Annotated in this window: 20 protein-coding genes; 4 read left to right on the top strand and 16 right to left on the bottom strand. The window is 67.9% G+C overall.

Features of this window, described 5'->3' with window-relative positions; translation table 11 throughout:
• Nucleotides 1-115 precede the first annotated feature (115 nt).
• Both fabF and ABD260_RS20215 read left to right on the top strand, forming a co-directional pair.
• The gene (fabF, locus tag ABD260_RS20220) at nt 116-1,351 is read left to right on the top strand and encodes a beta-ketoacyl-ACP synthase II (protein WP_344235160.1); all 1,236 of its coding nucleotides are present in this window, start codon (nt 116-118) and stop codon (nt 1,349-1,351) included.
• Nucleotides 1,352-1,387: 36 nt separating this feature from the next.
• Nucleotides 1,388-2,815: an acyl-CoA carboxylase subunit beta gene (locus ABD260_RS20215; protein WP_344235159.1), complete on the top strand. Its 1,428-nt coding sequence runs from the start codon at nt 1,388-1,390 to the stop codon at nt 2,813-2,815.
• 233 nt (nt 2,816-3,048) lie between these two features.
• Here ABD260_RS20215 and ABD260_RS20210 read toward each other — a convergent pair whose 3' ends face one another.
• The 4 genes from ABD260_RS20210 to ABD260_RS20195 form a co-directional block, all read right to left on the bottom strand.
• Nucleotides 3,049-3,546, bottom strand: coding sequence for a DUF3145 domain-containing protein (locus tag ABD260_RS20210; protein ID WP_184834333.1), 498 nt, complete (start codon nt 3,544-3,546; stop codon nt 3,049-3,051).
• 193 nt (nt 3,547-3,739) lie between these two features.
• The gene (locus ABD260_RS20205) at nt 3,740-4,693 is read right to left on the bottom strand and encodes a VWA domain-containing protein (RefSeq protein ID WP_344235158.1); all 954 of its coding nucleotides are present in this window, start codon (nt 4,691-4,693) and stop codon (nt 3,740-3,742) included.
• On the bottom strand, nt 4,693-5,655 hold the full coding sequence (locus ABD260_RS20200; protein WP_344235157.1) for a DUF58 domain-containing protein: 963 nt from the start codon (nt 5,653-5,655) through the stop codon (nt 4,693-4,695). Before ABD260_RS20200 ends, ABD260_RS20205 begins: the two co-directional genes overlap by 1 nt.
• A 29-nt stretch (nt 5,656-5,684) precedes the next feature.
• Entirely contained in the window at nt 5,685-6,719 is a 1,035-nt protein-coding gene (locus ABD260_RS20195) for an AAA family ATPase (RefSeq protein WP_319038181.1), read from the bottom strand.
• Between the two features lie 348 nt (nt 6,720-7,067).
• Here ABD260_RS20195 and ABD260_RS20190 point away from each other — a divergent pair, with 348 nt between their 5' ends.
• Complete coding sequence (locus ABD260_RS20190; protein ID WP_344235156.1) at nt 7,068-7,913, top strand: hypothetical protein; 846 nt, start codon at nt 7,068-7,070, stop codon at nt 7,911-7,913.
• Between the two features lie 206 nt (nt 7,914-8,119).
• On the opposite strand, the gene ABD260_RS20185 is transcribed toward ABD260_RS20190, so the two are convergent.
• From ABD260_RS20185 to ABD260_RS20170, 4 genes are all read right to left on the bottom strand, one after another.
• The gene (locus ABD260_RS20185) at nt 8,120-8,992 is read right to left on the bottom strand and encodes an aldo/keto reductase (RefSeq protein WP_344235155.1); all 873 of its coding nucleotides are present in this window, start codon (nt 8,990-8,992) and stop codon (nt 8,120-8,122) included.
• 134 nt (nt 8,993-9,126) lie between these two features.
• Entirely contained in the window at nt 9,127-10,173 is a 1,047-nt protein-coding gene (locus ABD260_RS20180; protein WP_344235154.1) for a lactonase family protein, read from the bottom strand.
• 37 nt (nt 10,174-10,210) lie between these two features.
• Nucleotides 10,211-11,146, bottom strand: coding sequence for an oxidoreductase (locus ABD260_RS20175; protein ID WP_344235153.1), 936 nt, complete (start codon nt 11,144-11,146; stop codon nt 10,211-10,213).
• 36 nt (nt 11,147-11,182) lie between these two features.
• Nucleotides 11,183-12,652, bottom strand: coding sequence for a M4 family metallopeptidase (locus ABD260_RS20170; RefSeq protein WP_344235152.1), 1,470 nt, complete (start codon nt 12,650-12,652; stop codon nt 11,183-11,185).
• A gap of 207 nt (nt 12,653-12,859) precedes the next feature.
• Between ABD260_RS20170 and ABD260_RS20165 the strand changes: the two genes are divergently transcribed.
• Complete coding sequence (locus tag ABD260_RS20165) at nt 12,860-14,020, top strand: winged helix DNA-binding domain-containing protein (RefSeq protein WP_344235151.1); 1,161 nt, start codon at nt 12,860-12,862, stop codon at nt 14,018-14,020.
• A 772-nt stretch (nt 14,021-14,792) separates the two neighbouring features.
• Here the strand turns inward: ABD260_RS20165 and ABD260_RS20160 are convergent.
• The 8 genes from ABD260_RS20160 to ABD260_RS20125 all read right to left on the bottom strand — a co-directional run bounded on the left by ABD260_RS20160 (nt 14,793) and on the right by ABD260_RS20125 (nt 25,351).
• Nucleotides 14,793-15,839, bottom strand: coding sequence for a M48 family metalloprotease (locus tag ABD260_RS20160; RefSeq protein ID WP_344235150.1), 1,047 nt, complete (start codon nt 15,837-15,839; stop codon nt 14,793-14,795).
• Between the two features lie 40 nt (nt 15,840-15,879).
• A complete protein-coding gene (locus ABD260_RS20155; protein ID WP_344235149.1) occupies nt 15,880-17,031 on the bottom strand; it encodes a VldE C-terminal domain-containing protein in 1,152 nt (383 codons plus the stop codon).
• Nucleotides 17,032-17,046: 15 nt separating this feature from the next.
• Nucleotides 17,047-17,967, bottom strand: a complete 921-nt coding sequence (locus tag ABD260_RS20150; RefSeq protein ID WP_344235148.1) for a hypothetical protein — start codon at nt 17,965-17,967, stop codon at nt 17,047-17,049.
• Between the two features lie 6 nt (nt 17,968-17,973).
• A complete protein-coding gene (locus tag ABD260_RS20145; protein WP_344235147.1) occupies nt 17,974-19,812 on the bottom strand; it encodes a hypothetical protein in 1,839 nt (612 codons plus the stop codon).
• Nucleotides 19,813-19,997: 185 nt separating this feature from the next.
• Complete coding sequence (locus ABD260_RS20140) at nt 19,998-23,498, bottom strand: ATP-binding protein (protein ID WP_344235146.1); 3,501 nt, start codon at nt 23,496-23,498, stop codon at nt 19,998-20,000.
• Entirely contained in the window at nt 23,495-24,058 is a 564-nt protein-coding gene (locus ABD260_RS20135) for a hypothetical protein (RefSeq protein WP_344235145.1), read from the bottom strand. Before ABD260_RS20135 ends, ABD260_RS20140 begins: the two co-directional genes overlap by 4 nt.
• Nucleotides 24,058-24,345: a hypothetical protein gene (locus ABD260_RS20130; RefSeq protein ID WP_344235144.1), complete on the bottom strand. Its 288-nt coding sequence runs from the start codon at nt 24,343-24,345 to the stop codon at nt 24,058-24,060. The genes ABD260_RS20135 and ABD260_RS20130 overlap by 1 nt, the downstream gene beginning before the upstream one ends.
• A gap of 46 nt (nt 24,346-24,391) precedes the next feature.
• Entirely contained in the window at nt 24,392-25,351 is a 960-nt protein-coding gene (locus tag ABD260_RS20125; protein ID WP_344235143.1) for a conjugal transfer protein, read from the bottom strand.
• Nucleotides 25,352-25,575 lie beyond the last annotated feature (224 nt).

Here is a 25,575-nt window from a genome sequence, read left to right as displayed (position 1 = left end):
CTCGATGAGCACCGCAGCGGCCACACCGGCAACACCGGCAACACCGCAGTACTGAACGCGCACCACCACCCCTCGCACCCAACCGCAGATCGCCGATGTGAAGGATGAGGTAACCATGTCGAAGACCCGAGTCGTCATCACTGGGCTCGGAGCCACGACCCCGCTCGGCGGCGACGTGGCCAGCTCCTGGGAAGGTCTGCTGGCCGGCCGCTCCGGCGCCCGGCGGCTGACCGACGAGTGGGTGCAGAACCTGGCGGTACAGATCGCCGCGCCGGCCGCGGTCGACCCGACCGAGGTGATCGAGCGGGTGAAGGCACGCCGGCTGGACCGGACCGCGCAGCTCGCCCTCGTCGCCGCCCGGGAGGCCTGGGCCGACTCCGGCCTGGCGGACTCCGGGCTGGACAAGGAGCGGCTCGGCGTAGCCGTTGCCTCCGGCATCGGTGGCCTGCACACCACGTTGTCGAACTACGACGCCCTGCAGAGCAACCCGCGCCGGGTCTCACCGTTGGCCATCCCGATGCTGATGCCGAACTCCTCGGCCGCGTACGTCAGCCTCGAGTTCGGTGCCAAGGCCGGTGTCCACACGCCCGTCTCGGCGTGTGCCTCCGGCAACGAAGCGATCTGGCTCGGGCTCGACCAGATCCGGCTCGGCCGCGCGGACGTGATCATCGCCGGTGGCGCCGAGGGCGCGATCATGGCGCTGCCGCTGGCCGCGTTCGGGATGATGCAGGCACTCAGCAAGCGCAACGACGACCCGGAGAAGGCGTCCCGGCCGTGGGACGTGGACCGCGACGGATTCCTCCTCGGTGAGGGCGCGGGCGTGCTGATCCTGGAGTCGTACGAGCACGCGAAGGCGCGCGGCGCGAAGATCTACGCCGAGCTCGCCGGCGCGGGCATCTCCGCGGACGGTCACGACATCGCGCAGCCCGACCCGACCGGTTCCGGCGCCCGCCGGGCGATGGAGCGGGCGCTGTCCGAGGGCGACCTGACCCCGGCCGACATCTTCCACATCAACGCGCACGCGACCTCGACGCCGCAGGGCGACATCGCCGAGTCGCTGGCGATCCGGCAGGCGCTCGGCAAGGACGCCGACCACGCCGTCGCGACCGCGCCGAAGTCGATGATCGGTCACCTGCTCGGCGGCGCCGGCGCGGTCGAGTCGGTCGCCACCGTGCTCGCCCTGCACCACCGGGTGTCGCCGCCGACCATCAACGTCGACAAGCTCGACGACCAGATCGAGCTGGATGTCGCGACCGAGCAGCGCAAGCTGCCCGAGGGCGACATCGCGGCCCTGAACAACTCGTTCGGCTTCGGCGGCCACAACGCCGCCATCGCCTTCAAGTCGGTATGAACCGGAAGTCGGTATGAACCGGAAGTCGGTGTAGTCATGACCACTGCCGCGCCGCAGAAACCTGCCAAGGTCGCGCGTGAGCTCGACCCCCGGAACCCGGTCACCCGGCTGTCCGCGCTGCTCGACCCAGGCAGCCTGGAGCTGATCACGCCGGACAACCTCTCCGGCATGGTCGCGGCCCGAGGCACGATCGAGGGTGCGGCGGTGGTTGCCTTCTGTTCCGACGCGACCGTGATGGGCGGCGCGATGGGCGACGAGGGCTGCGACGTCGTCGTCAAGGCGTACGAGGTGGCGCGCGCCGAGCAGGTGCCGATCATCGGCCTGTGGCACTCGGGCGGCGCGCGGCTGGCCGAGGGCGTGCTGAGCCTGCATGCAGTCGGCAAGATCTTCTACGCGATGACGCAGGCCTCCGGAAAGATCCCGCAGCTCTCGGTCGTACTCGGCCCGGCCGCCGGTGGCGCGGCGTACGGTCCGGCGCTGACCGACATCGTCATCCTCGGCCCGGAGGGACGGATCTTCGTCACCGGACCGGACGTGGTGCGCTCGGTCACGGGCGAGGACGTCGACATGCTCCGGCTGGGCGGTCCCGAACCGCACGGGCGGCGCTCCGGCGTCGTACACATCACCACCGACTCCGAGGCGGCCGCGCTGGAGCAGGCCCGGCGGCTGACCGACCTGCTTGCCAACCAGGGCACGATCTCGACCGAGATCCCGGACACCGACCTGTCCGGCTTCCTGCCTGAGTCGGCCAAGCGCGCGTACGACGTCCATCCGCTGGTCGGTGGAGTGCTCGACGAGGACTCCCCCGTTGAGCTCCACCAGCGCTGGGCGCCGAACATCGTCACCACGCTCGGCCGGCTCGGCGGGCGTACGGTCGGGGTGATCGCGAACAACCCGCTCCGGCTCGGTGGTTGCCTGGACGCGCTGTCGGCGGAGAAGGCGTCGCGGTTCGTCCGCATGTGCGATGCGTTCGGCGTACCGCTGGTGGTGCTGGTCGACGTGCCTGGGTACCTGCCTGGCGTCGGTCAGGAGTGGGACGGGGTCGTACGCCGTGGCGCCAAACTGCTGCATGCCTTCGCGGAGGCGGTCGTGCCGCGGGTGACGCTGGTGACCCGGAAGACGTACGGCGGGGCGTACATCGCGATGAACGCGCGCTCGCTCGGTGCGACCCGGGTGTTCGCTTGGCCGCGCGCGGAGGTCGCCGTGATGGGTGCGATCGCGGCCGTTCGGGTGCTGCATCGGCGGAGGCTGGCCGAGGTCGATCCGGAGTTGCGGCCGCAGGTCGAGGCGGAGCTCGCGGCCGAGCATGAGCAGATCGCGGGCGGGTTGGAGCGGGCGCGGGAGATCGGGGTGGTCGACGAGATCGTCGAGCCGGCCCGGACGCGTACGGCGCTGGCGGCCGCGCTTGCCGCAGCGGCTGCCGACGGACCGATCCGCGGTGCGCACGGCAACATCCCGCTCTAAGGCCCCTAACGGCTTACTGCCTCTAACGGCTTGAAGGGCGCGAACCCTGAGGTTCGCGCCCTTCACGTGGTGCGGCCGCTGTTGTTCACAACCACCGGGGGTGTCCCGACACCCGGTGGCCCAGCGGCCACGGCCCCTCCCACCCTTGTGCAACGTCTGATGCTCAGTCTCACCGAAAAGTTCGGCAAAAGCTGTGCCCTTCACGGCTTTCTTCTGAAGTTCTCAGGGACTGCTTAGACAACCTGATGCAGCCAGCGCACCGGCGCTCCGTCGCCGGCATACCGGAACGGTTCCAGCTCTTCGTCCCACGGCCGGCCGAGCAGCCGCTCGACCTCCTCGGTCAGGTCGGCCTCGCCGCTGGCGGCCTTCAGCATGGCCGCCTTCAGCCGCTCCTCCGGGACCATGATGTCGCCGTGCACGCCGGTGGTCGCGTGGAAGACCCCGAGGGTGGGCGTGAACGAGTACCGCTCGCCCTCGGCGCCGTTGCTCGGCTCCTCGGTGACCTCGAACCGCAGCTTCTGCCAGCCGCGCAGCGCGGACGCCAGCTTGGCCGCGGTACCCGCCTCGGCCTGCCAGGACAGCTCGGCCCGGTACGTGCCCTGGGCCGCTGGTTGCGGCGTCCAATCCAGTTTCACGGGCACGCCGAGGATGCCGCCCGCGGCCCACTCGACATGAGGGCACAACGCTGACGGCACCGTGTGGACGTACAGAACGCCACGAGTCGTCGCCACCGGGACCTCCTGTGCTCGAGGGGCGCCTTCCCCAGCGTTCTCGAACAGGCCGTCGATCTCGGTGCTTATGTCAGTCTCTCAGGGCATCACAAGACGACCCGCGAAACTCTGGTCCATCTTGCCCCACCACTCCCCTAAACACCAGCAACCTCGCCGTGTCAACCACATCACTTGTGTCAAGGCGAATCAGCGCTCAGGGGAATCGGGTGGCGAGGGCGATGCACGCACCGGCGGCCGCCAGTGTGAAGAGCATCGCGATCCCGGCGTACCGGGAGGTGACCTCCTTGTCGACCTCGTCGTACCCGACCGAGGAGCCGATGTCCTTGTAGACGTCCTCCAGCTCGCCGGCCGATTCCGCCGTGTACGCCTTGCCGCCGCTGATCTCCGCGACCGACCGCAGCTCGGTCCGGTCCGGTGGCACCCGCTGCCGAATGCCGTCCATCTCGATGAACCCGGAGTCGGTGCCGAAGCAGATCGTGTACACCGGAGTGTTCTTCGCCTTCGCCGCCTGCGCGCCCTCCTGGGCGGTCCGGCCGACTGTCCGCTTCCCGTCGGACAGCAGCACGATCCGCGCCGGAGCGGGCTCGGTCGGGTGCTCGGGGTCCGGCGGGACCTGGGTGAGCGCCTGCAGCGAGGTGAAGATGCCTTCACCGGTCGCGGTCGACTCGGCCAGCTCCAGACCGTCAATCGAGCGCAGTACGGTCGACCGGTCGGTGGTCGGCGGCACGATGATCGACGCCGAGCCGGCGAAGTTCACCAGCGAGACGTTGAACTTGGACGGCAGCTGGTTGACGAAGTTCTTCGCCGACTTCTTCGCCGCCTCGAGCCGGTTCGGGTCGATGTCGGTGGCCATCATCGACAGCGACACGTCGATCGCGACCACGATCGTGGCCCGCTCCCGCGGCACCTTGACCTTGTCCTTCGGCTGCGCGAACGCCACGATGCACATCAGCGCGGCGATCAGCGCCAGCCCGACGGCGAGATGCCGCCGCCACTGCGGTCGCCGCGGCGCGACCCGGTCGAGGAGCGCGATGTTGGTGAAGCGCAGCGCGTACTGCGAGCGCCGGTGCTGGAGAAAGATGTACCCACCGAGAATCAGCGGGATGAGCAGCAGGAACCACAACCGCCCCGGAGACAGGAACTCCACTAGCGGGCCACTCCCTTCGGCGGTTGGTGCAGACGGGGCGCGACTCGCCGGTACGCCAGCACGAACCGCACCGTATCGGCGACCCAGTCGCGGTCGGTCCGCAGCACCAGATGCCCCGCACCTACCCTACGCAGGGCGGCCCGGGTTCGTTCCCGCTGTGCCAGTGCGGCCACCGCGAACGCATCCCGTACCTTCCGGCGCCGGGTGTCGATCTCGCGGACCTCGCCGGTCTCCGGGTCGCCGATCGTGACGACGCCGATGTTCGGCAGCTCCAGCTCGCGCGGGTCGACGATCTCGACCGCGAGCACCTGGTGCTGCGCGGTCAGCTTCCGCATCGCGCGCTCCCAGGACGGCTCGACCTGGCTGGCCACCTCACCGTCCTGCGGGGTCAGGAAGTCGGACACGATCACTCGCAGGCCCCGCTTGCGTTGCGTACGCGCCATCGACTCCAGCGCCGCGGACAAGTCGCTGCGATGTACTTCCTCGTTGCCGCTGAACTGCTCCGCGAGGAGCGCGCGCAACAGCCCGTACAAGGCGAGCCGCCCCGAGCGGGCCGGCCAGCGCCGCAGCGCCGAGTCGCGGAGCATCAGCCCGCCGAACCGGTCGCCGAGCCGATGGGTCAGGAACCCGACGGTGGCGACGGCCGCGACCGCGAGCTCGCGCTTCTCCAGCGTCGACGTGCCGAAGTCCATCGAGCCGGACAGGTCGACCAGCGCCCAGGTTTCCAGTTCCCGGTCCGCGATCAGGTCACGGACGTGCGGCATCGTCGTACGCGCGGTGACCGCCCAGTCCATCCGGCGTACGTCGTCACCGACCTGGTACTCACGGGCCTCCGCCAGCTCCGTACCAGGACCGGGCAGCAGGCCGAGATGCTCGCCGTGCAGATAGCCCTCGAGGCGGCGTACGACGGTCAGCTCCAGCCGCCGCAGCGCGCGCTCGGGAGCGAGCTGCGAAATCGTCATCGCGGCTCGTGGATCGGGGCGATTCGGCACTACACGAACTCCGGGCGGCCGGTGCCGTCGGCGCCGTCACGCCAGACCGGCTGCGGCGGCGGAACGGTGGCCAGGATCCGCTCCACGACTGCGCGCGGGTCGATGTTGTCGGCGACCGCGTCGAAGGTCAGGCCGAGGCGATGCCCCATCACGTCGAGCGCGACGGTCTGGATGTCGCTCGGCAGCAGGTAGTCGCGGCCGTGGATCAGCGCCAGCGCCCGGCCGGCCGCGATCAGGCCCAGGGTCGCGCGCGGGCTGACACCAAGCTCGATGATCGGTTCCAGGTCGGGCAGATGGAAGTCGGTCGGCGTACGCGTCGCCATCACCAACCGGACCGCGTACTCCGCGACGAGATTGTGGACGAACACCTGCTCCGCGGTGCGCTGCAGCTCCAGGATCGTCTCCGGCTTCAGCACCTGCCTCGGCTCCGGCGGGTCGACACTCATCCGGCGGAGGATCTCGAACTCCTCGTGGCCGCGCGGATGCGGGACATCGATCTTCACCAGGAACCGGTCCCGCTGCGCCTCCGGCAGCGGGTACACGCCCTCGGACTCGATCGGGTTCTGGGTGGCGATCACGATGAACGGCTTCGGCATCGGGAACGTCTGGCCGCCGATCGACACCTGCCGCTCGGCCATCAGCTCCAGCATCGCCGACTGCACCTTGGCCGGCGCGCGGTTCACCTCGTCGGCGAGGACGAAGTTCACGAAGGTCGGGCCGAGCTCGATGTCGAACGTCTCGCGGGTCTGGCGGTAGATCCGGGTGCCGACGATGTCCGACGGGACCAGGTCCGGGGTGAACTGGATGCGCGCGAAACTGCCGCCGACCACGCTCGCGAAGGTCCGGACCGCGAGCGTCTTCGCGACCCCCGGCACACCCTCGAGCAGACAGTGACCCTTGGCCAGCAGCGAAACCATCAGGGTCTCGACCATGTGCTCCTGGCCGACGATCACCCGCTTGACCTCACCGATGGCCTCACCGACCAGCCGCGACTGCTGAGCCACCGTTCCGGCCGGCACCGTGGTTTCGGTCATCCCTGTCCTTCCGGGCCCCGCGCGGGCCATGTCATTCCCCACTCCACAACACCGCCCATTCCATCAGATCCCCAGGGCCAGCACCCCCACGGACTCCCCCATCCTCCCCTCCGACCCCAAATCCACCCCCGCTCCATCCCACGGACGCCGCCCACACCGCCCGCAGCTCGTACCCACCGCCCACGCCTCGCGCCCGCCGCCGCGCCCGCCGCCCGCGCCGCAGTTTGGGAAGCCACCGTGTTTCCGGGCGCGAAATGTGCGCGGTGGCTTCTCAAAGTGCGATCACCGGGGCGTACGCGGGTGGGCGCGGGGTGGGGGTGCTACCAGGGATGTGGTGGGATTGGGGTGATGACTGCGACGGACTCCAAGCCTGAGGTGCAGCCGGCGGACCTGCCGGAGCAGCCGCCTGCGCTGGACATCCCGGCGGCGCTGCCGCTGGAGCCGGAGGATCCGCCGCGGGTCGGCGAGTTCTGGCTGCGCGGCCGGCTCGGGGCGAACGCGGCCGGTTACCTGTACGCGGCCCGCGACGAGACCGGCCGGGACGCGATCGTCGCGATGATGACCGAGGGTTCCGCCGACGACGCGGCCGCCCGGGACCGCTTCGTGTACGCCGTCGACGACCTGCCCGAGGAAGCGGTACTCGCCCACAACGACTCCGACGACGGCGACCTCGCGCTCTGGGTCGCGATCGGCCCGATCCGTTCGGACGACGGCTCGAGTGCGGCGTCCGACGAGCGTTTGATCGCGGAACGTCGCGGCGAGGACATCCTGTCCGCGGTGCTGATGGACCGAATCCCGCAGGTCGGCGCTCGGCGCGGACCTGACTTCCGGCACTACTGGGAGAACCGCCGCCGGCCGGGCCTGTTCCGGATCTGGCCACTCCCCTGGCCGAACGCACTCCGCCCGGCCTCACGATGGGCGCTCGGCTGGGCGCTGCTCACGATGGCGTTGATCATGGCGCTGGCTGTCGTACTGGCCTGGTACTTGTTCCGGAACGCCGCACCACTGGAGCCGGAACCGGTGATCCCATCGCCCAGCAACACGGTGACCGTGACGATCACACCGACCACACCCCCGCCTGGCTCAACCGGCACGCCGACAACTACGCCGTCCCCAGTTCCAACCACAGGCATCCCGACCACCCCGGGCACCGGCTCGCCGCCGACCCCCTCCAACCCCGGCGACAAGTTCTAGCGACCACATGCCGCCCCGGCCGGATGCTCAGCGGCCCGACGTTCAGCGGCCGGATGGCCAGCAGCCGGATCGCTGCACCGCAGCCCGACCGGCTTGATCGGGTTCGTGATACTCGACGGCCGACAGCCCAACGATCGGCTGCCCAGCCGACCGTCTGCCCGGCCTTCGGCAGTTCCGCGGTTGGCTGCCGAGTGGTCGGGCTGTGTTCAGTGGGCGGGATGGGTCAGCAGGCGGGTCAGTTCGGGGTCTTGCCACAGTTTCTGCGGTACCGGTTGGCGTACCAGCGCCGCGTCCGCCCGGATCTCCGCCGGCGTCGACGCCGCGATCAGCACCGACGCGACCGCCGGATGCCGCCCCGGAAACGCCAGCGCGGCCTGCGGCAACGACACCCCGTACCGCTCACACACCGCCGCGATCCGCCGCGCCCGCACCCCATCCGGCTCACTGGACTTCTCCACCTGCAGGATCTGCGGCGTCAACACCCCCGACACAATCACCGGCACCTGTAGCTCCCGGCACCGCTCCAACAACGATCCAGCCGACTGATCCAGCAACGAGTACCCGCCGGTCAGCAAAACACAATCCAGCTCCGCATCCCGCACGACCTGCTCCAGGGCGCGCCAATCCCCAGAAACCACGCCCACCCGCTTCACCGCCCCAAGCCGCCGCACCCGCTCCAACCCCACCACCAACTCCGACTGCGGCGCGGTTTCCGCTGTGGACTCCAGGAGCACCAGGTCTGCCATCAGACCCAGCCGTTCATTGCTCTCCCGGATCAGTCTCTCCAGCTCAGCCGCGGTCCCCAGCTCAGCCGTCGCGGGCAGTCTGGTGGCGATCAGGAGTTCGGCTCGCGGGCGCCGGCTCAGTGCCGTACCGAGCCTCCGCTCCGTGTCGCCATACGCCGGTGACGTCTCGAAGAATCTGATCCCGGCCTGGTACGCGGCATCGACCGTCGCGATCGCACCCGCGTCACCGTCAGCGCCCGCTGGCTGGCCGAGATGCGAACCACCGAGCCCGAACCGCGGCAGCCGGACGCCGTGCGTCGACCGGGAGGCGAGGACCTGGCTGGGTGCGGCCATCGCACTCACCTCCGCGGGTCGGCTGGGGTACCTCCAGGATCGTGGGTCACACAAGGATCCGCATCTCGAACCACCCCCGCCCTCCCAACGCCGCCATCCCCACGCCACCCGGCGCGCACGGGACTACCAGCCGCTTACCAGCCGGCGACGCACACCGGAGTCGGCGTACTGAAATCGCTCGTCTGCGTCAGGCCGCCGGTGCTTTGGTCTACCAAAAACGTGGCCACGTTGTTCGACTTCTGATTCGCGACGAACAACAGCCGGCCGGCCGGGTCGAACGCGCAGTGCCGCGGCCAATCCCCACCACAATTTGGTATACCAACCAGCTCCAGGTCGGCGCCGCCGCGGACCGTACGGAAGATCGACACGCTGTTATGGCCGCGATTCGTGACGTACACGAAGCGCCCGTCGGCCGAGATCACCACCTCACCCGGGTAGTTCTTGCCTGTCGCCACAGGGATCGACTTCAGCACGGTGAAGACGCCGGCGTCGTACCCGCAGATCGTCACCGTGCTGTTCAGCTCGTCCGCCACGTACGCGTACCGGCCCGACGGATGGTATACCAAATGTCGCGGACCGGCTCCGGCCGCGAGTTTCGCCTGATGCTTCAGCGCGAGCTTCCCGCCGGCCAGCGTGTACGAGTAGATCGAGTCGGTACCGAGATCGACCGCCAGCACGTACTCCCCGGCCTCAACGATCTGGTGCGCATGCGGCGCGGAGCCCTCGTGCTTGACCAGATCAGTTGGTTGCCCAAGGCTCCCATCGGCGTTGATCGGATGCACCGAGACATCGCCGGAACCGTAGTTCGCGGTGACCAGTTGATTGCCGATCTTGGCCAGATGACAAGGCCCAGATCCCTTGGTGGATTGACGATTCAGCACCTTCGGCGTACCCGAGATATCGATGGCGGTGACCGCGCCGGCATCCTGCTCGTTGACCGCGTACAGAAAGTTACCCGACCGGATAATGAAGGACGGATTGGGCACGTCGGCAATTGTCCCGGTCGCGGCGATCTTCCCGTCGGCGTCATAGGACGCGATACCGACACCAGCACCATACGTACCGAGGTACATCGTGCCGGTCCGGCGCGGCCGTGGCTCCGGGGCCTCGCGGGTCGCGAGCTGGTGGATCGGAGCGAGGGCGGCGGCGAAGCCGAGGAATCCCCGGCGGCTGAGGTTCATGCCAGCGGAGGCTAATCGCAAATCTGTCGCTGTGTCACTACTTCGGTACGGTGAGTGCTGGGCCGATTCCGGTCGCCTCGACCGACCAGTCCCACAACCGCCGCGCCAGCTCCGGGTCCTGCGCGGTCCGCGTCGGCAGCACGATTTTTGGTATACCACGGTATTCGAGGAAGCTCGGCCCCACGAACGAACCAGGACGCAGATCGGCGTACGTCGCCGCGTACAAGCTGGGCCAGGCACCAGCCGCGGCGGACTGTGCGATCAGCCGGCTCGCCGTACCCCAGACCCGTGCTTGCAAAGCGCGTCCGGCCAACTCCGGACCAGCAGCCTGCAAGTGCGTCGCCGCGTACCCGGGATGCGCGCCCACACTCATCAGATCAACCCCGGCCGCGCGCGCCCGCCGATCGAGTTCCAGCATGAAGAGCAGGTTGGCGAGCTTCGACTTCCCGTACGCCTCCCACTTCCGGTACCCGGCCGCCGGCCGCCGCAGGTCCTCCTCAGCAATCCCCGTCACCGTCCTGTGCATGAACGAGCTCACCGTCACCACCCGGCTGCCCGGCGTCCGGAGCAGCAACGGCAGCAGTCGCCCGGTCAGCGCGAAGTGCCCGAGGTGGTTCGTACCGAGCTGCAGCTCGAACCCATCGATGGTCTGCCGGTACGGCGGCGCCATCACCCCGGCGTTGTTGATCAGCAGGTCCAGCCGGTCGTCAGCCTTCGTCACTTCGTCGGCCGCCCGCGCGACACTGGCCAGATCAGCCAGATCGAGCTCCAGTACAACCGGTTCCTTGCCGGACTTCGCAGTGAGTGTCCGGGCCGCTTCAGCTGCCTTCACCGGGTTGCGCGCGGCGATCACCACGTCCGCGCGGTGCCGGAGCAGTTCCAGCGCGGTCTCGTACCCGAGTCCGCTGGTAGCGCCGGTCACCAGCGCCCGTCGTCCGGTCAGGTCCGGGATGTCTGCCGTACTCCAGGTCATGCGCCCACAGTAGCCGTGGGCGCATGACCTGGTATGTCACTTGAGGATCTTGCGGTCCTGGAAAGCCTTGGTGACCTGAGCGGCCGCCGTCTTCCCGTACAGGAGCCGCGCCGCCTGGACGGTGTCCTGCGCCGCCGCCGCGAACGACGTGTCGGGGTCGTAGAAGAACGTCGCCTCGAGGATTACCTTGTTCGCCTTCGCCCGGCCGAGCGCCTGGTGGATGTCCCACAGCGCGTTCGACCAGATCTCGCCGTCGTCGTGCACCTCACCGTCGATGTCGTCGGTGGTCTTGCCGGTGTCCGTACGCCGCAGGCAGTGCGGCTCGTCGGTCGTGTACGAAGTGGCGTCCCAGTCCATCACGCACGGCAGGTTGAAGCCCTTGCTGACCGGAACCGACATGGTCACGGCCCAGTAGTCGCCGAAGCCCTCACCGATCGCACCCGCCTGCTCCGACTCCCCGAAGCCGGGTACGACATCGTCCTGGATCGCGTGCCCGTACTCGTGCCAGATCACCTCGGCGTCCTCGGCATCGTCGACGCCACCTTCGCCGTACGTGATCATGTCGGTCGACGGATCGTAGAACGAGTTGTCACCGGAGTACGTGTCGACGGAGACGTCCTGCGACTCGTTGTTCACGTCCTCGAAGCCCAGTTGCTGGATGTACTCCTGCGTCTGGTTGATGTGGTAGTACGACATGACCTGCTCGAACTTGTCGTTCGCGCGCTGGTACACGAAGGTGTTGGTCTTGCTCTGCGCCAGGCCGCCCTTGGCTTCCTTGATGTTGACGAAGCTGCCGTTGAGCTTGCCGGATCCGTCCAGGTTGCGCAGGATCACGTTCTTCTGCGCCAGGAACAGCGCGTCCTGGTTCTTGTCGTTCTGGTCGGTCAGCTTCTCGTTCTGCTCGCTGACCACCGGGTTCGGGTCGAAGACCGAGCCGCGCCCGTCGATGTTGTCGCTGATCACCTTCGACTCGACGACGCTGCCGGACTTCGCGTCCACCAGCGACCGGGTGACACCCTCGGTCGAGCGGCTGGTGACGTTCCAGACCACGCGCGCGTTCGGCCCGCCGATCACCGCGAGCTGCGCGGCACCGCTGGTCGCGGCGGGCTGCTTCGCGAAGCGCTTCTCCGGACCGGCGTTCCGGGCCCGGTTGGCACGGGCGGTCACCGCCGCGTTCGCCGCCTGGGTAGCGGACGCCGGCGCCACCGTCGTACGCACATCCAGATTCGCCGGTACGGCGTCCCGGCCGTCCGCGACCTGCACCGCGCCGTCCTTGGCGACATGCTTCGCGTAGTACCCACCGACCACCGGCAGGCCCTTGAAAGTCTGTTGATACCAGTAGTGCTTGCCGAGCAACGACGTCTTGGTCTTGACCAGCTTCAGCCCATTCGGGTCGGCCTTCGCTGCTTCCGGCGCGGCCCCCGCGGCGCTGGTGAACGACAACCCGAGCGAGATGCTGGCCAACCCGGCGGTGGCGGCCACCAGCGCCTTGCGGCGTTTGGACATACGTTTCCCTCCCACGCTCATGTTCCGTAACACTCCCACTACGATCCGTCGAACCCTAAGTCCGTGCGGCACCCAGGGGGAAGCAGTTCCCCGCGCGAATCCCCGCCCGCAAGGGAAAACCTGTCCTTCCTGTGACCTGCATAGCGGCCAGAACCTGACCGCTACCCCGTCCTATCGTGGACTCCGGCCCCAGGAGAGGATCAGGTCATGCAAAAGCTGAGCCCGCAGGTACTAAACCGTGCGACCCTCGACCGGCAATGGCTCCTCCGCCGCCACGACGCCACCGCCCTGGAAGCGATCGAACACCTCGTCGGCCTGCAAGCTCAGTCACCACAAGCCCCGTACGTCGGCCTCTGGACCCGCCTCGCCAACTTCCGCGCCGAGGAACTGTCCGACCTGCTCGAATCCCGCCAGGCAGTCCGCGGTTCGATGATGCGGGCAACCATCCATCTCACGTCGAGCCGCGACTTCCTCGCCTTCCGCCCGCTGATCCAGCCCCGTCTCGAACGCGAGGTCTACCAAAACATCACCTACGGCCGGCACCGCCTGGAGGGCCTCGACATGGACGCCGTCCTGTCCGCCGGCATCGCCCGGATGACCGAATCCCCCGCCACCGCGGCCCAACTCCGCACCCACCTCAGCACTCTATGGCCCGACCGCGACCCCGCCGCCCTGGCCCACGCCGTCCGCTGCCTACTCCCCACCCTCCAAGTCCCACCCCGAGGCCTCTGGAACCGCTCCGGCCACCCCACCCTCACCACCGCAGACCTCTGGCTCACCTCCCCCACTGGCCCCGCCGCACCAACCACCCCAGCACTGCCGACCACCCCTGGCCAGTCGAACCCCTCAGTCCCGCCGAACTCCCCAGACGCCCTAATCCTCCGCTACCTAGCCGCCTACGGCCCTGCCTCAGTAGCCGACGCCCAAACCTGGTCCGGCCTGACCCGCCTCTCCGAAATCTTCGACCGCCTGGACCTCCGCACCTACACCGACGCCACCACCGGCCGCACCCTCTACGACCTCCCCCACCTGTCCCTCCCCACCGACGACATCGAACCCCCCACCCGCTTCCTCCCCGAATACGACAACCTCCTCCTCTCCCACGCCGACCGAACCCGCTTCATCACCCCCACCACCCGAGCCTCCCTAGCCCTCCACGACGTCCTGACCAAAGGCACCCTCCTCCACAACGGCCAAGCAACAGCCCTCTGGAAACTAACCAAATCCAAATCCACCGCCACCCTCGAAATCTCCCCCTTCACCCCCATACCCCCCTCCGCCTGGACCACCATCACCCCCGAAGCCCAAGCCCTCCTGACCTTCACCGCCCCAAACACAACCCACAACATCAAACGAATCACGCCATAACGCACAGACCGGAGAGAGCTCCGCAGTCGCCGCCCAAACAGAATTCTCACCCGACGCCTCGGGCTTGAGATTGGGCTCTCAGACACTCGACAATGGTGCTACTTCACCTAGCCGTCCTGTAGAATTCATACGTCGGCTTAGGTGCGCTAACACCGTCGAGGCCGATGAGACCGCGGCCATTTTGGACTCGACTCCATGCGCCGCGGTCTGCTTTTGTCACGAAGCCAGAAAGACAGACCTACAGGATGACGCCTTCGCACTTGCGATTGACTCGTCACCTAATCGCTAGGGCAGCACGTACTGCGACTCCTCCCGCTGTCACCAGCTATCATGCTTACGTCGGTGGAGGTGCAGCAACACTGTTGATCCCGATGAGACCGCGGCGCATCTTGGACTCGACTCCGTGCGCCGCGGTCTGCTTTTGTCACGAAGGTTGATCGACGATGCCGTACCCATGGTCCGACGCTTGGCACCTCCAAACAGAGAGACTTGTCAGCCCCATGCAGCGGGAGGAATGCCTGCCGTCTGCTCGATCGTGTGCACCCGATCGACAAGCGAGGGAGTACTGGACATGACCTGCGCCCGGCGAGTACCGGCCTGCCCGAGATCCTGTTGATGCTGCATCTGCCAGCCGTACAGAACCTGGACAAGCGTCGCTCCATACCCGAGCATCGCTGCCTAATGGTCGGCTTCTTGGCTCGGTTCGTGTCTCGCCCATGGCAAGGATTCAGGAGCAGTGGCACCTCCGGACTCGACAGATCCCGACTGCCCATCATCCCCACGCGGCTGGAGGCGCACCCCCCGCCCGCTCGAGCACGCGGACGCGCTCGACAAGGGACGGCGTATTGGCCATCACCTGAGCTCGCCGGCTGTCTTCACGTCCCAGCGTCTGCTGGTGTTCCATCTGCCAGCCGTACAGCACCTGCACGAGCGTGCTGCCGTACCCCAGCGCAGCCGTCTTCTGGTCGGCCTGCCTGACATGCCATCGATTGAGCCACGCAAGAAACGGCGGAGCAATGAATGGCGTTATGAAGAGGAAGGGCCAGATGTAGCCATGCCCGAGCGCAAAGACGGCCAGAATTAGTCCGACATAGGCCATCACCAGGAAGCCACCTATAGCGCAACCGAGCGCTGGAACGCGCCTCATCAATCGGGCAATCGCGCGAACTGCAATCAGGCCACATCGCGCCGGGATCGAATACCAGAAACTGAGCATACTCAGCCACGATCGGCCGCCCAGGTGATGCGCGAACTCGTGCGCCAGGACAGCCTCCAGGTGGGTTGGCGGCAAGGTATAGAGCGCCCAACGACTGACTGCTACGACATGACCTGGGGTTGGAGTCGCATTGACTTCGTCCGTCTCCTGAATCCACAAGGTGTATCTGCCAGACCGAGCATTCGTACGCGCCAGAAGCTGGTGCCATATCGGCGCTAGCCGCTGCTGCTCGATCAGTGTCGGCTCACGGAGCCGAAAGAGATACCTGGCGAGCAGCGACTCGGCTGGCGCGACAAAGATCATCACACCGGACAGAATCCACAATCCGACAACGATCCAACCCCAGCCAAAGCCAATTGCTCCAGCAACCCAGACGACGAGGACCAAGCTCCAGAAGAACCAGGGAATCGCAGTCAGCAGGGCAGTCCAAGCCGACGGCTCGGGCAGTATTCCAGCACGTTGCCTGTCCCGCGACGCCGACGGCAGCTCATGCGGTGGCCGACCACCAGGAAGAGGAACGTAGTTCGAGGGACCTGACGATGCAGGGTTGGATGGACCGGGCCAGGTGCCATTTTCCTCATTTGGCTCGCTGGGGCCGGTCATCGGTTCTCCTTGCGGGGTGAGGGGTTGGGCTTGTTCCTAGTCACCACAGGGACACGTGGACGTGGTCGAAGTGGCCGCCGGTGGCGTCGGTGGGGTTGTAGACGCCGCCGCCGTTGTAGGGGATCCAGGTGCCGCGGCGGGCGGACCAGATTTTGCCGTACCAGATTACGTAGTGAACACCGGTTTGGGCTGCGGTTTTGATGGCCCAGTTGGCTATCTGGTCGCCGCGGGCTCGGGCCTGGGCTGATTTCCTGCCATCCGCGCCGACCATGATGTCGCAGGCTTTGCCGCGTGGATGGTCGCTGGTTGGGTTCCAGAGGTGTGCGTCCCAGCAGCTCATGCTCAGGGTGCCGAGATTCTTGCGTGCCTCCGCGACCCACGCTGCCGTACGCGGGGTCACCAGGCCACCGGTGCCAGTTGGGTCGGTGACTGATGCCTTCTGCTCCGGCCAAACACCGTTCACCGGCTTGCCGCTGCTCAGGCCACCGCCGGACTGGTCGCAGCTGTTGCTGGTGTCCTGGAGCCCGTCGACGACCGAGCCGCCCGTCGGTGCGTTCGGTCGGCCGGCGTACGGATTGCCAGAGCGGGTGAGGTCGATGCCGGCTTCCGCGGCGATGCCTCGCGCCTCTTGCTCACGTAAGGCATAGCGATCGGGGTACGCGGACCTCTGCACTCGTTGGGCAACGTCCCCGAGGGGCATCGATGGCCAACCGTCGATGTCGACCAAACCCGGTGGAAATGGTGCGCCCTTACCACCGAAGAACGCATTGGTCGCGTAATGCCATTGCTGGAGCTCCGCCTGCGAGCCCCAGCCAGACTCCGTTCGCTGCTGGAACAGCCCGACCGAGTCAAGGTCGCCGTACGCGAGGTTCTGCAGATCCGACTCCACCAGCGCTGTCATCAGCGCGATCAATGTCGCCTTGCCTGGCAATCCGCGCTCGATCGCAACGCTGTCGATCAACTTCGCCCAGCCGACCTGAATCGCCCGGAGCGGACCGTTCGACTTCGGGTCGCCGGCCTGCCCGGGTGCGCCGGGAGGGCACGCCGCCTGCGTCGTGGTACCGCCGCCGAACGGCGCGAGCATCAACAGACTCGCCACGCCCAGCACCGCCAGCGCGGCCGCGCCCTTGGCAAACCAACCCCGGCTCGTGACGGAGAGCAGTCCACGACCGAGATCACGCTCGTCGAACATCGCAGTCCCCCGCCGTCATGGCCCCGTACCGCCAGATACATCGCTGATCAGCCATTGGCCGTTCTGGTTGGAGAGAGTGATGAGCAGCGGAACATCGAACCGCTGCGGATGCTTGCCCGTCACATCGATCGTGATCTTCACGAACCGGGTGATCCGGCCGGGTGTGTCAACCGGTGCCTCCGCGTTGGGTGGGGGCGTACTGACCGGGGCCGCGAGGACAGTCGACTTCCCGCCGTCGGTCTTGAGAGCGTCGTACGTCGGATCACCGGCCGAGGTAAAACTGGAAGCCACCTCGGGTGTCATGTACTTCGCGCATTTCGCGACCAAAGCATCGTACGCCTCCGCGCCGGGGTCACGGGTGTAGAAGGCGCGTGCCCACGCACCAACGACATCGCTCGCGAGTGCTACCGCATCGCCGGACGGGCGCTGGCTCTGCAGGGGTGGTGTGGTGAGGGTACTGGTGGGTGCGGTGGGCTGGTTCGACTGCGTGGCCGGCGCGGTTGGAAGTACCACGGAACGACCTGGGGTCAGCAAGCTGATCGGCGTACCTTCGTCTTTGCTCTTCCCGCCGAAAAGGCGTGGCAGGCCGCCGCCGAGTCCGAGGATGACGATCGCGACGACGACCACCAGTACCACGATGGCGACCGGGCTCGTCGGCTCTGCCCGGCGCTGGTTCCGCAACCATGCCATCCGTTGCGCGTGGTCATCGCGGCGCCAGTTCTTCTTCGCGCGGCGACGGTCACGACCGCTGAGATCGCCCAACTCGTCCGGATAGTCGTAGTCGGCGCTCATCAGCGAGCGCCAGCCGTCCGGCGCTTCGGGGCGTGCCCTGCTGCCCTTGCGGTCGTCGTCCGAGTCCTGCGGCTGCGGCGCGCGGTGGCGAGACCGGGACGCGCCTTCGCGGCGATCGTCGGGAGATCGTGGTTTCCTGGCCATCCGGCATCACCTGCGCACCGGAACGTGCACCGTCACGCCGTCCTTGGTGACAGTCGAGTAGTCACGGAACTGGCGCGGCTGCGACGCCGGCGTCTTCCGTCGTACTCGCTGCCCCTTCGGCGGTCCTTCCCGCAAGCTCGCCGAGTGAGTGTGCGCTCGCGGCTCGTACCGGACATCGTTTGATGGCACGGGGATAGGACGACGGGAGTGGCGGGCCTTCTGAGCCGCGGACGAGTTGTTGCTTCCGCCGGCGGTGGTGCTGCTCGGGGCCGCCACGCCGGCGCTGGACACGGTGATCGTCCGACGCTTGTCGCCATCTGCCGACTGGGAGCGAGCACGAGCCAAGTTGAGCGCCGATGCAGACCGCGAACCTCCGGCCGCAGCCGCGAGCCGACCGCCAACCGCCGCACCACCCGCGGCCGCTGCCGCCTGCCCGCCCATGCCAGCACCTCCCGGACCACCGGCACCCGCCGCCGCACCGTCGGCACGACGCCGCTCAGCTCCCGCGGTGAGCTCGTACGGCGACCCGCCGCCCGAGCCACGCCCCAACGAACCAACCACCGGAGCCTGCCGATAAACCCGCACCGCTGAAACCCGCTGCGACGTCTCCGCCGTCCGAGCATGATCGCGGCTCCGCTCAGCTGGAGCTGGCGCTGCGCCACGGCTGCCCAAGGCTCCCATCACACGCCTGACCGCACCCATCGCACCGCGGCGGGCGAGCCCACCCAACATGATGCTCCCGGAACCCGGCCGCATCATCGTCGTCAAACTGTCCAACAACCGCCGAAGCCGGAATCCGACGATCAGAACTGCGATTGACAAGCCTGTCACCGGCAACCAGCCCAATGAACCAGTCAGTGTGAAGATCGCGGTGACAAGCGTCAGAGCCGTGCCGAAGACCAGCATGGCGAGGAATGATTGAAGCACAAGGCCAACAAGCGCCTCAAACCAGTTGAGGCCCCACTGCCGGGGGCGCCCGGGGATGATCCACAAGCAGGCGAAGAACACACCGGCAACTAGTAGCAGCAGCGCCCCAATGAACGCCATCAAGGCAGTAAAAGCCAGCCCGATATTCAGGAAGCCGAACAGTGTCGCGGCAATCGCCGCGAGCATTACTACCGCGGTTCGGCCAAATGGATTGTCACCCTTGACCCATTTCGCAGTCGGAGAATCTTCGCCTCCTTCTGCCGGAACGATCACATTTTTGACGTAATTCATGCGATCTTTCGGATTCACACCAGCGTCGAGCATCCCTTTGCCGTAACGCTCGCAGGCTGCGATCGAACCGAACTCCGCGATACACCACGGCGTGACAGCGAAACCACGCCAGCTCGCATCGCCAGACTTTCGCAGCAACGTGTCCTTTGGCGTACCAGCGAACCCTGGTTCCGGCCACGGAATAGGAGATTGCATGGTCGGCCCCAGGGCATCAGACGACGCAGTCATCACAGCGCCGGCGCCCAACTGCCGGGCACCGTCGACACCCCGCAACCACGTTGCGGGGGCAAGCGCAAAGCTGACGCTCAGAACGCCAGCCACCAACACCCAGACCATTTGGCCCAATGCGCTTCCGGTTGCACGTCGTTGCATGTAGGCGGCGACGGCACCGAACGCCAGCGCCGATGGCAGCAGCCATCCCACCAATTGCGTGCCGGTGGCCCCGATAGTCGCTGACGTCGCGTCAGTCAGCGGTTTGACGTCGGTGAAGGAGAAGAGCCACCACCCTACCGAGATCGCGGCTCGGGTGATCGCAGTGATGTACATCATCACCAGATACGCGTAACCATTGAAGATCATGTTGAACGAGTCGGTTAGGCCCGTGTCAAAGTCCAGCCCGTAGGCCATCGGCGTGTACTGCTCGAACAGGGTTCGAGTGTCGCCGTGGGTCAGGTCGGGGGTAGGGAGCAGGTCCGCGAAGCCGGTGGGGCTAGTTGGACCCTGGTTGGGGTCGGCTGCTAGGGCGGCTTGGGCGGTGATTATTACGGAGATGGCTAGGACGGTGGCCGCTGTTCGGAGGCGGCGGGGCCATCTCATGCTACGTGTTCCTTGTTGCCGGGAGTGGGGTGCTGGGAGGTGTCTTGGGGGGTGTCCTCGCCGTAGGCGGGGTGCATGGCTTCGTTGTAGGCGGCTTCGTCGGCTTCTTGGTCGTAGACCTCGTCGGGGCCGATCGGGGATTCGTAGCGGAGGGAGTTGGGGGCGTCTTGGGGGTGGTCTTGGCCGTTGGGGATTGGGGGGTGGCCGTTCTGCTGGGCTACCGGGGTGGCTTGGTGAGGGTCGCTGGGGGCGGGGGTTTGGGCGTACGTCGGGGACGCGGGTGGGGTGGAGGGGGTCGCCGGCGTAGAGGGCGGTGGGGTTGGTCGGGGCGCGGGCTGCGTGGTCGGGGCGGCGCCGGGTGTGGGGGCTCCTGACGACAGTGACTCGGACGTCGTCGCTCCAGGCGCGGGCATTCCAGGCGCGGGCATTCCAGGCGCGGGCATTCCAGGTGCGGGAGAGGCAGGTGCAGGTGTTCCGGGTACGGACGGTCCGGGGGCGGGGGGTGACGATTCCTGCGGGGTGGAGTCGGGGGCGGAGGAACTGGTTCGTGGGGCGGGTGCTGGTGGGGTGGTGCTTTGCTCAGCGTTGGTGGAGGCGTAGCCCGCGGACGGTCGTGGCGGGGTGCCGTTTGCAGTGCTGGCGTCGGGGCGGTGGCTGAAGTGCTGGGCCTCCGCGCTGCCGGACTGGAGGATGTAACCGCCGGGCTCTGTCATCGCATCAGCTGGCTGCCCGCTGTAGCCAGTCGAGCCGGATATCGCGTCGGCTGGTCGGGCGTTGTGGTTGGGCGTGGCGGGGCCGGGCTGCGTGCCGTACGCGGGTGCTGTGGGCTGGGCGTGGTGGTCGGCGAGTTGGGCGTCGTGGGCTGACGGGTGAGTCGCCGTGGCTGGGTGGGGGCTGGAGGCGGACGCGTCGGTGGAGGGCGCGGTGAAGGCGGAGGACGTGGCGCCGGCCGGCTCGGGGGTGTGTTCGAGGAGGTCTTCGTCGTCGGCGAAGGGGTCTTCGGGGGGTGGGGGCGGGGTGGTGGGGGTGGTGTCGGTGGTGTGTTCGGATTCGGGGGTGGTGCGGAGGAGGGTGGCTACTCGTTGGCTGGGGATGTCGATTTGGACGGTGGCTACTTCGTCCCAGCGGTCTCGCATGATGCAGTGGCCGTGGCGGATGGATTTGCCGTTGGCGGCGGTGTTGATGCCTCGGACCAGGGTTTGGTACGGGGCGGTTTGCGGGCGGCCGAGTAGTTCGAGGAGGGAATCGACCTGTTCGCGGGAGCGGAGGCTGAAGGCGAAGAGGGTGGTGATCTGCTCGACGAGGCCGGGGAGCTTGAGGATTGACGCGGGGTCCTGGGTGTCGAGGACGAGGGATGCGCCGAGGGCACGGCCTACTCGGGCGATGTAGTCGAGGAAGGATGCGCCATCGGGGGTCTTGGTGAGCAGGTGGACCTCGGGGACGATGACGACCTTCGAGCGGCCGCGGAACTCGCGGCGGCCGGTGGTGCGGATCATCCAGGCTAGGCAGCCGCGGAGGCAGGCCATGCCGACGCGTTCGATCGGGGACCAGGATTCGGGGGCCGATTCGGGCGACGGGAGGGTGAGGCCGGGCATCTGGACGACCCAGAGGCCCGGGTTCGTGGTCAGCGAGGAGAGACCGGACGGTGGGCCGGCGACAACGGAGCCGAGGCCGGTCTCGACCAGGTCGCGGAGCGCGAAACCTACGGTCCGGACGGTTTCGGAGTCGGAGGCGCAGAGCCGCTGGATGACGCCCCAAGAGGATGGGTCCGGCGACTGGATCTCGGCGCGGGTGGCCGCGACGACTGGTGCTTCGGCCGCACCGCGCAGATGCGGTGGCAGCAGGAGCATCAGCTGCGACGGGGCCTGCAGCAAAGCGTCGTCAACAGGCAGTACGCGCAGCAGGTCCGCCGCGCCGGAGAACTGTGCGGTGATCTCGATGACAGCAGTGGGTACGCCGTACTCCGCGGCGACCGCTGACACGCCGGCCGCATCGCCCTTCAGGTCGAGCAGCGGCACCCAGGCACCGGCGAACGCGGAGTCCAGGCCGCCCATCATCGCGGCGGTCGTCTTTCCACGGCCGGAACGCCCGAGGAACAGTGTCGTCGTCGCGTCACCGAGCGCCGAGCCCGCCGCGGCATCGAAGCGTACGAGGCCAGGTGTCGACCCGGTCAGGTAGCCCACCGCCGGACCGGTCGCGTCACCGATCGACGCGCCGCCCCAGAACCAGGACCCGAAGAACGCGGTCGACTCGCGTACGTGCCCGAGGTCCGGCACGCGAAGCTGATCGCCCGGCAGGGACTCCAGCCACAGATCGCGCTGTTCGTCGGCGCCCGCGGCAACGGTGATGCCCCGGTCGGCGTAGTGCGCGATGACCGCGTCGACGTACGCCTCGAGGTCCTCGCGGGTGTCCGCGCTGACCAGCAGGCGCGGGTGGTCCTCGACCAGGGTCAGGCCGCTGCGGTTGATGTCACGCTTGACCTCGCGCATCACCCGCTCGGTCTCGACGATCTCGTCGGCGGTCTCCTCGGCCGTACCCTTCGCCGCCGAGCGCCGCTGTTCCTTCGCGCTCTTCCGGGTCTCGTCGACAAGGTGCCGCGCGGTCTTCTTGGTCAGCACCCGGAAGCGTACGGACGCCTCGACCGTGACGTCGATCTCGTCGCCGTCGTCGTCGATCGCCTTGATCTCGGACAGCGTACGCAGCCACTCCCCCGCGCCGGGTGTCTCCAGCTCTTCGGGGAAATCGGTCATCGCCAGCACCGACGTGTACGCGGCGATCTGGCCGCGAGTGTCGTAGATCCGGAGGTGATCGGTGTACGGCACCACGCGCCCCGAAGTCAGCCGGGCGAGTGAGGCACCCGTGATCAGGCCCCGTCGTGGTGCCGCGACCGCGCCGCGATGCATCTCCCGGCTGATCAGCCACGAGATCACCTCGGCCGGCGCGGTGTGCGCGCGCCAGACGGTCGAGCCGAGCTGACGAGCGAGCTTGCGCACCCGCTCGTCGAGGTGCGCGAGCTCGCGCGCGCTCACCCGCCACGACGTCGTACCGAGAGCGTCACTGATCGAGCCGCGGACCTGGGCGGTCGCCCGCGGGTCCCGGTCGGACAGGTGCACGCCGAGCGCGACGTACCGCTCCGGCATCCGCATCTCGTCGATCCGGTCGGCCCGGGTCTGCGCCCACGCCTCGTGGTCGCCGAGCCGGTAGTGGCCGGCCACCGAGTCGATGTAGTCCTGGCCGGTGGAGCGGCCCCAGACCACCTTCAGGTGGCTGAGCCGGTCGCCGAGGATGGTCGCGGCGGCGCTGACCGCGGCGTCCAGCGCGGCGTCCTGCTCGGCCTCGGTGGCCAGGTCGGTGTTCGCCACCGAGATCAGGAACCAGGCTTCGGCGCTGCGCTCGGTCACCAGCAGACCGTCGGCGATGGCCACCAGCCGTGGTGGCGGCAGGCCGCGCTCGCGGCCGACCCCCACCAGGTTCAGGAGCTTGTCGGCGATTTTCATTCAGGCCTCTTCCCTGACGTTGTCCGGCGACTGACCCGTTGGACGTGATCCGACCCGAGCAGCCGGGCCCGCTGGTTGACGGTGATGTCGGCGCCGGCCCGGACCCGCGGATCGAGTTCGACCACGACCTCGCGCTCCCATTCCGGCGTGATCCTGGCCTTGGCCAGGTCGGCGACCTTGCGGGTCGAGACCCGCTCCCGCCAGGGCAGGTACTCCGACTTGTCCGCGGCCCGGGCGCCGAGGCCGATGATCGGCCGGTGTGCACGCAAGGCATACCGGACGGCCAGCGCCCACTCGGTGACCCGGCGGCGGCGTTCGTGGAACTTGCCCGGCCGCCAGCCGAACGCGGTGATCACGAACGGCGGCACCACGTACAGACTGACCGTGGGTTTCTGCGGTACCCCGATGAACGGGAACAGCAGCGCGACCCAGAGCAGGATGACCACCGCACCGAAGATGATCATCCGGCGCCGGGCGCCTTCGCCGAGGTCGATGCCGAGCAGGTCGTACTGCCGGGTCTCGATCTCGAAGTGATGGGTGAGGGTACGGCCGACGCGCATCAATTACCCCCGGAGAGCAATCCCCAGAAGCCCTTGAGCACGTTGATCGTCTGGTTGTTGGCGTAGATCAGCCCGCCGACCAGGATCCCGGCCGCGATGTGGCCGAACAGCTCGCCCCACTCACGCTTGAAGTAGTGGCCGATGGCGCGCAGCACCAGGATCGCGATGAAGATGTTCCCCGCGATGACCAGGACCCAGTCCTTGAAGTCGGCGCCCGTCGGGACATTGGGGTCGGCCATCGGCACGGCAAGCTGAACCACGCTCGCAGCCAGTTCGTGCGTCATCATTGCGGTGTCTCCCTTGCATCGGTCATCCGATGGCCAGTAGCTGGATTCATCCGACGGCAGCCACTTGCCATCGTTGTGCTCCGTCCGTGGCGACAGTACGCCTCAGCGTGAGCGTGTAGGTCTGGTCCAGCGTGGTGTCACCCACGCCGTCCCAGGTGACAGCGGCGGTCGCCCGCCGTTCGTCGTCGTTGCCGGTGTAGACCTGCCAGTCCTTGAGCTGCCCGAACTTCACCGCACCGTTCAGGCTGCGGATGGTGGAACCGGGTGCGGTCACCGCCGACACCTTGTTGTCGGATTCGGCGTACGCACTGAAGAACGCCTCGGCGTCCTTCTGGGTAGCAGCGGTCAAATCGTCGTCCGGGGCACCGTTGCCGGGCATGTTGCTCGGCAGGGGCGCCCGCACATCCGGTACGAAGGTGGGCGGCGCGCTCGCCACGACTCGGGCCGACGTACGCACCACCGGTACCGAAACGCGCTGCCAGGAGGTAGGACCCGACGCCCAGCCGTTATTGCCCTGCCGGGTGAACGAATGCACCCGGACGCGGACGTCCACGCTGGCGGTGAGGCCGTTGGAGTCGATGGTGATCTGCCCCGGGTACGCGACGTCGGCGGTCTGTTTGCCACGACCGTTCCACCCGGCGCGTGCGTCCAGGCCGGCCGCCAGGTCGAGACCGACCTGCGCCGGGCGGGCGTCCGGGTTGTTCTCGTCCCAGGTCAGGTACGAAACCGCGTACCGGGTCGCGACTGCCCGTGCCTCGTCGGACGGGAAACTGCTCTGCCCGGACACGATCGTCTCGGGCGCCTTGTTCGGGCTGATCCAGGAGCGGATGCCACTGATCGCGGCGAGCAGCAGGACGACGACCACCAGGCCGCGGAAGAACCGCCGGGCCCAGGTGGAGAACGACGACTCCGGCTCGGTCGACCACGGCGTCTGCCCCGGTCCACCGACGTCACGGGCCGGACCACCGGGCGCGGCATGCGCGCCGTGCGGCGAACGCTGTTTCAAACGCTCGGGTGTGCGGTGCGCAGGGTCCTGGTGCGGTGCGTCCGGGGTCCGCGGAGCCGGCCGGCGGGGTGGTGCCATCACGCCGCCAGGTGGCGGCGGAGCCTGGTTCTGCGGAGCGGAGTACTGCGCCGCTACCCCCTGCGCCTGGCGAGGCGTAGGTGACACCGGGCCGCCGGGGTGGGACCACCACTCCGGTGCGGTGTTCTGCGGCCGTCCCTTGCCGG

The organism is Kribbella hippodromi (assembly GCF_039531045.1).
GTDB classification, from domain to species: Bacteria; Actinomycetota; Actinomycetes; order Propionibacteriales; family Kribbellaceae; genus Kribbella; species Kribbella hippodromi.
The sequence above is the reverse complement of the archived record's forward strand: the minus strand, read 5'-3'. Positions and strand labels throughout refer to the sequence as shown.

Excerpts from the sequence above, each read along its gene's own strand:
- fabF (WP_344235160.1), top strand. The coding sequence starts at position 116 with ATGTCGAAGACCCGAGTCGTCATCACTGGGCTCGGAGCCACGACCCCG.
- ABD260_RS20215 (WP_344235159.1), top strand. The coding sequence starts at position 1,388 with ATGACCACTGCCGCGCCGCAGAAACCTGCCAAGGTCGCGCGTGAGCTC.
- ABD260_RS20200 (WP_344235157.1), bottom strand. The coding sequence starts at position 5,655 with ATGACGATTTCGCAGCTCGCTCCCGAGCGCGCGCTGCGGCGGCTGGAG.
- ABD260_RS20195 (WP_319038181.1), bottom strand. The coding sequence starts at position 6,719 with ATGACCGAAACCACGGTGCCGGCCGGAACGGTGGCTCAGCAGTCGCGG.
- ABD260_RS20190 (WP_344235156.1), top strand. The coding sequence starts at position 7,068 with ATGACTGCGACGGACTCCAAGCCTGAGGTGCAGCCGGCGGACCTGCCG.
- ABD260_RS20185 (WP_344235155.1), bottom strand. The coding sequence starts at position 8,992 with ATGGCCGCACCCAGCCAGGTCCTCGCCTCCCGGTCGACGCACGGCGTC.
- ABD260_RS20180 (WP_344235154.1), bottom strand. The coding sequence starts at position 10,173 with ATGAACCTCAGCCGCCGGGGATTCCTCGGCTTCGCCGCCGCCCTCGCT.
- ABD260_RS20175 (WP_344235153.1), bottom strand. The coding sequence starts at position 11,146 with ATGACCTGGAGTACGGCAGACATCCCGGACCTGACCGGACGACGGGCG.
- ABD260_RS20170 (WP_344235152.1), bottom strand. The coding sequence starts at position 12,652 with ATGTCCAAACGCCGCAAGGCGCTGGTGGCCGCCACCGCCGGGTTGGCC.
- ABD260_RS20165 (WP_344235151.1), top strand. The coding sequence starts at position 12,860 with ATGCAAAAGCTGAGCCCGCAGGTACTAAACCGTGCGACCCTCGACCGG.
- ABD260_RS20160 (WP_344235150.1), bottom strand. The coding sequence starts at position 15,839 with ATGACCGGCCCCAGCGAGCCAAATGAGGAAAATGGCACCTGGCCCGGT.
- ABD260_RS20155 (WP_344235149.1), bottom strand. The coding sequence starts at position 17,031 with ATGTTCGACGAGCGTGATCTCGGTCGTGGACTGCTCTCCGTCACGAGC.
- ABD260_RS20150 (WP_344235148.1), bottom strand. The coding sequence starts at position 17,967 with ATGGCCAGGAAACCACGATCTCCCGACGATCGCCGCGAAGGCGCGTCC.
- ABD260_RS20145 (WP_344235147.1), bottom strand. The coding sequence starts at position 19,812 with ATGGCCTACGGGCTGGACTTTGACACGGGCCTAACCGACTCGTTCAAC.
- ABD260_RS20140 (WP_344235146.1), bottom strand. The coding sequence starts at position 23,498 with ATGAAAATCGCCGACAAGCTCCTGAACCTGGTGGGGGTCGGCCGCGAG.
- ABD260_RS20135 (WP_344235145.1), bottom strand. The coding sequence starts at position 24,058 with ATGCGCGTCGGCCGTACCCTCACCCATCACTTCGAGATCGAGACCCGG.
- ABD260_RS20130 (WP_344235144.1), bottom strand. The coding sequence starts at position 24,345 with ATGATGACGCACGAACTGGCTGCGAGCGTGGTTCAGCTTGCCGTGCCG.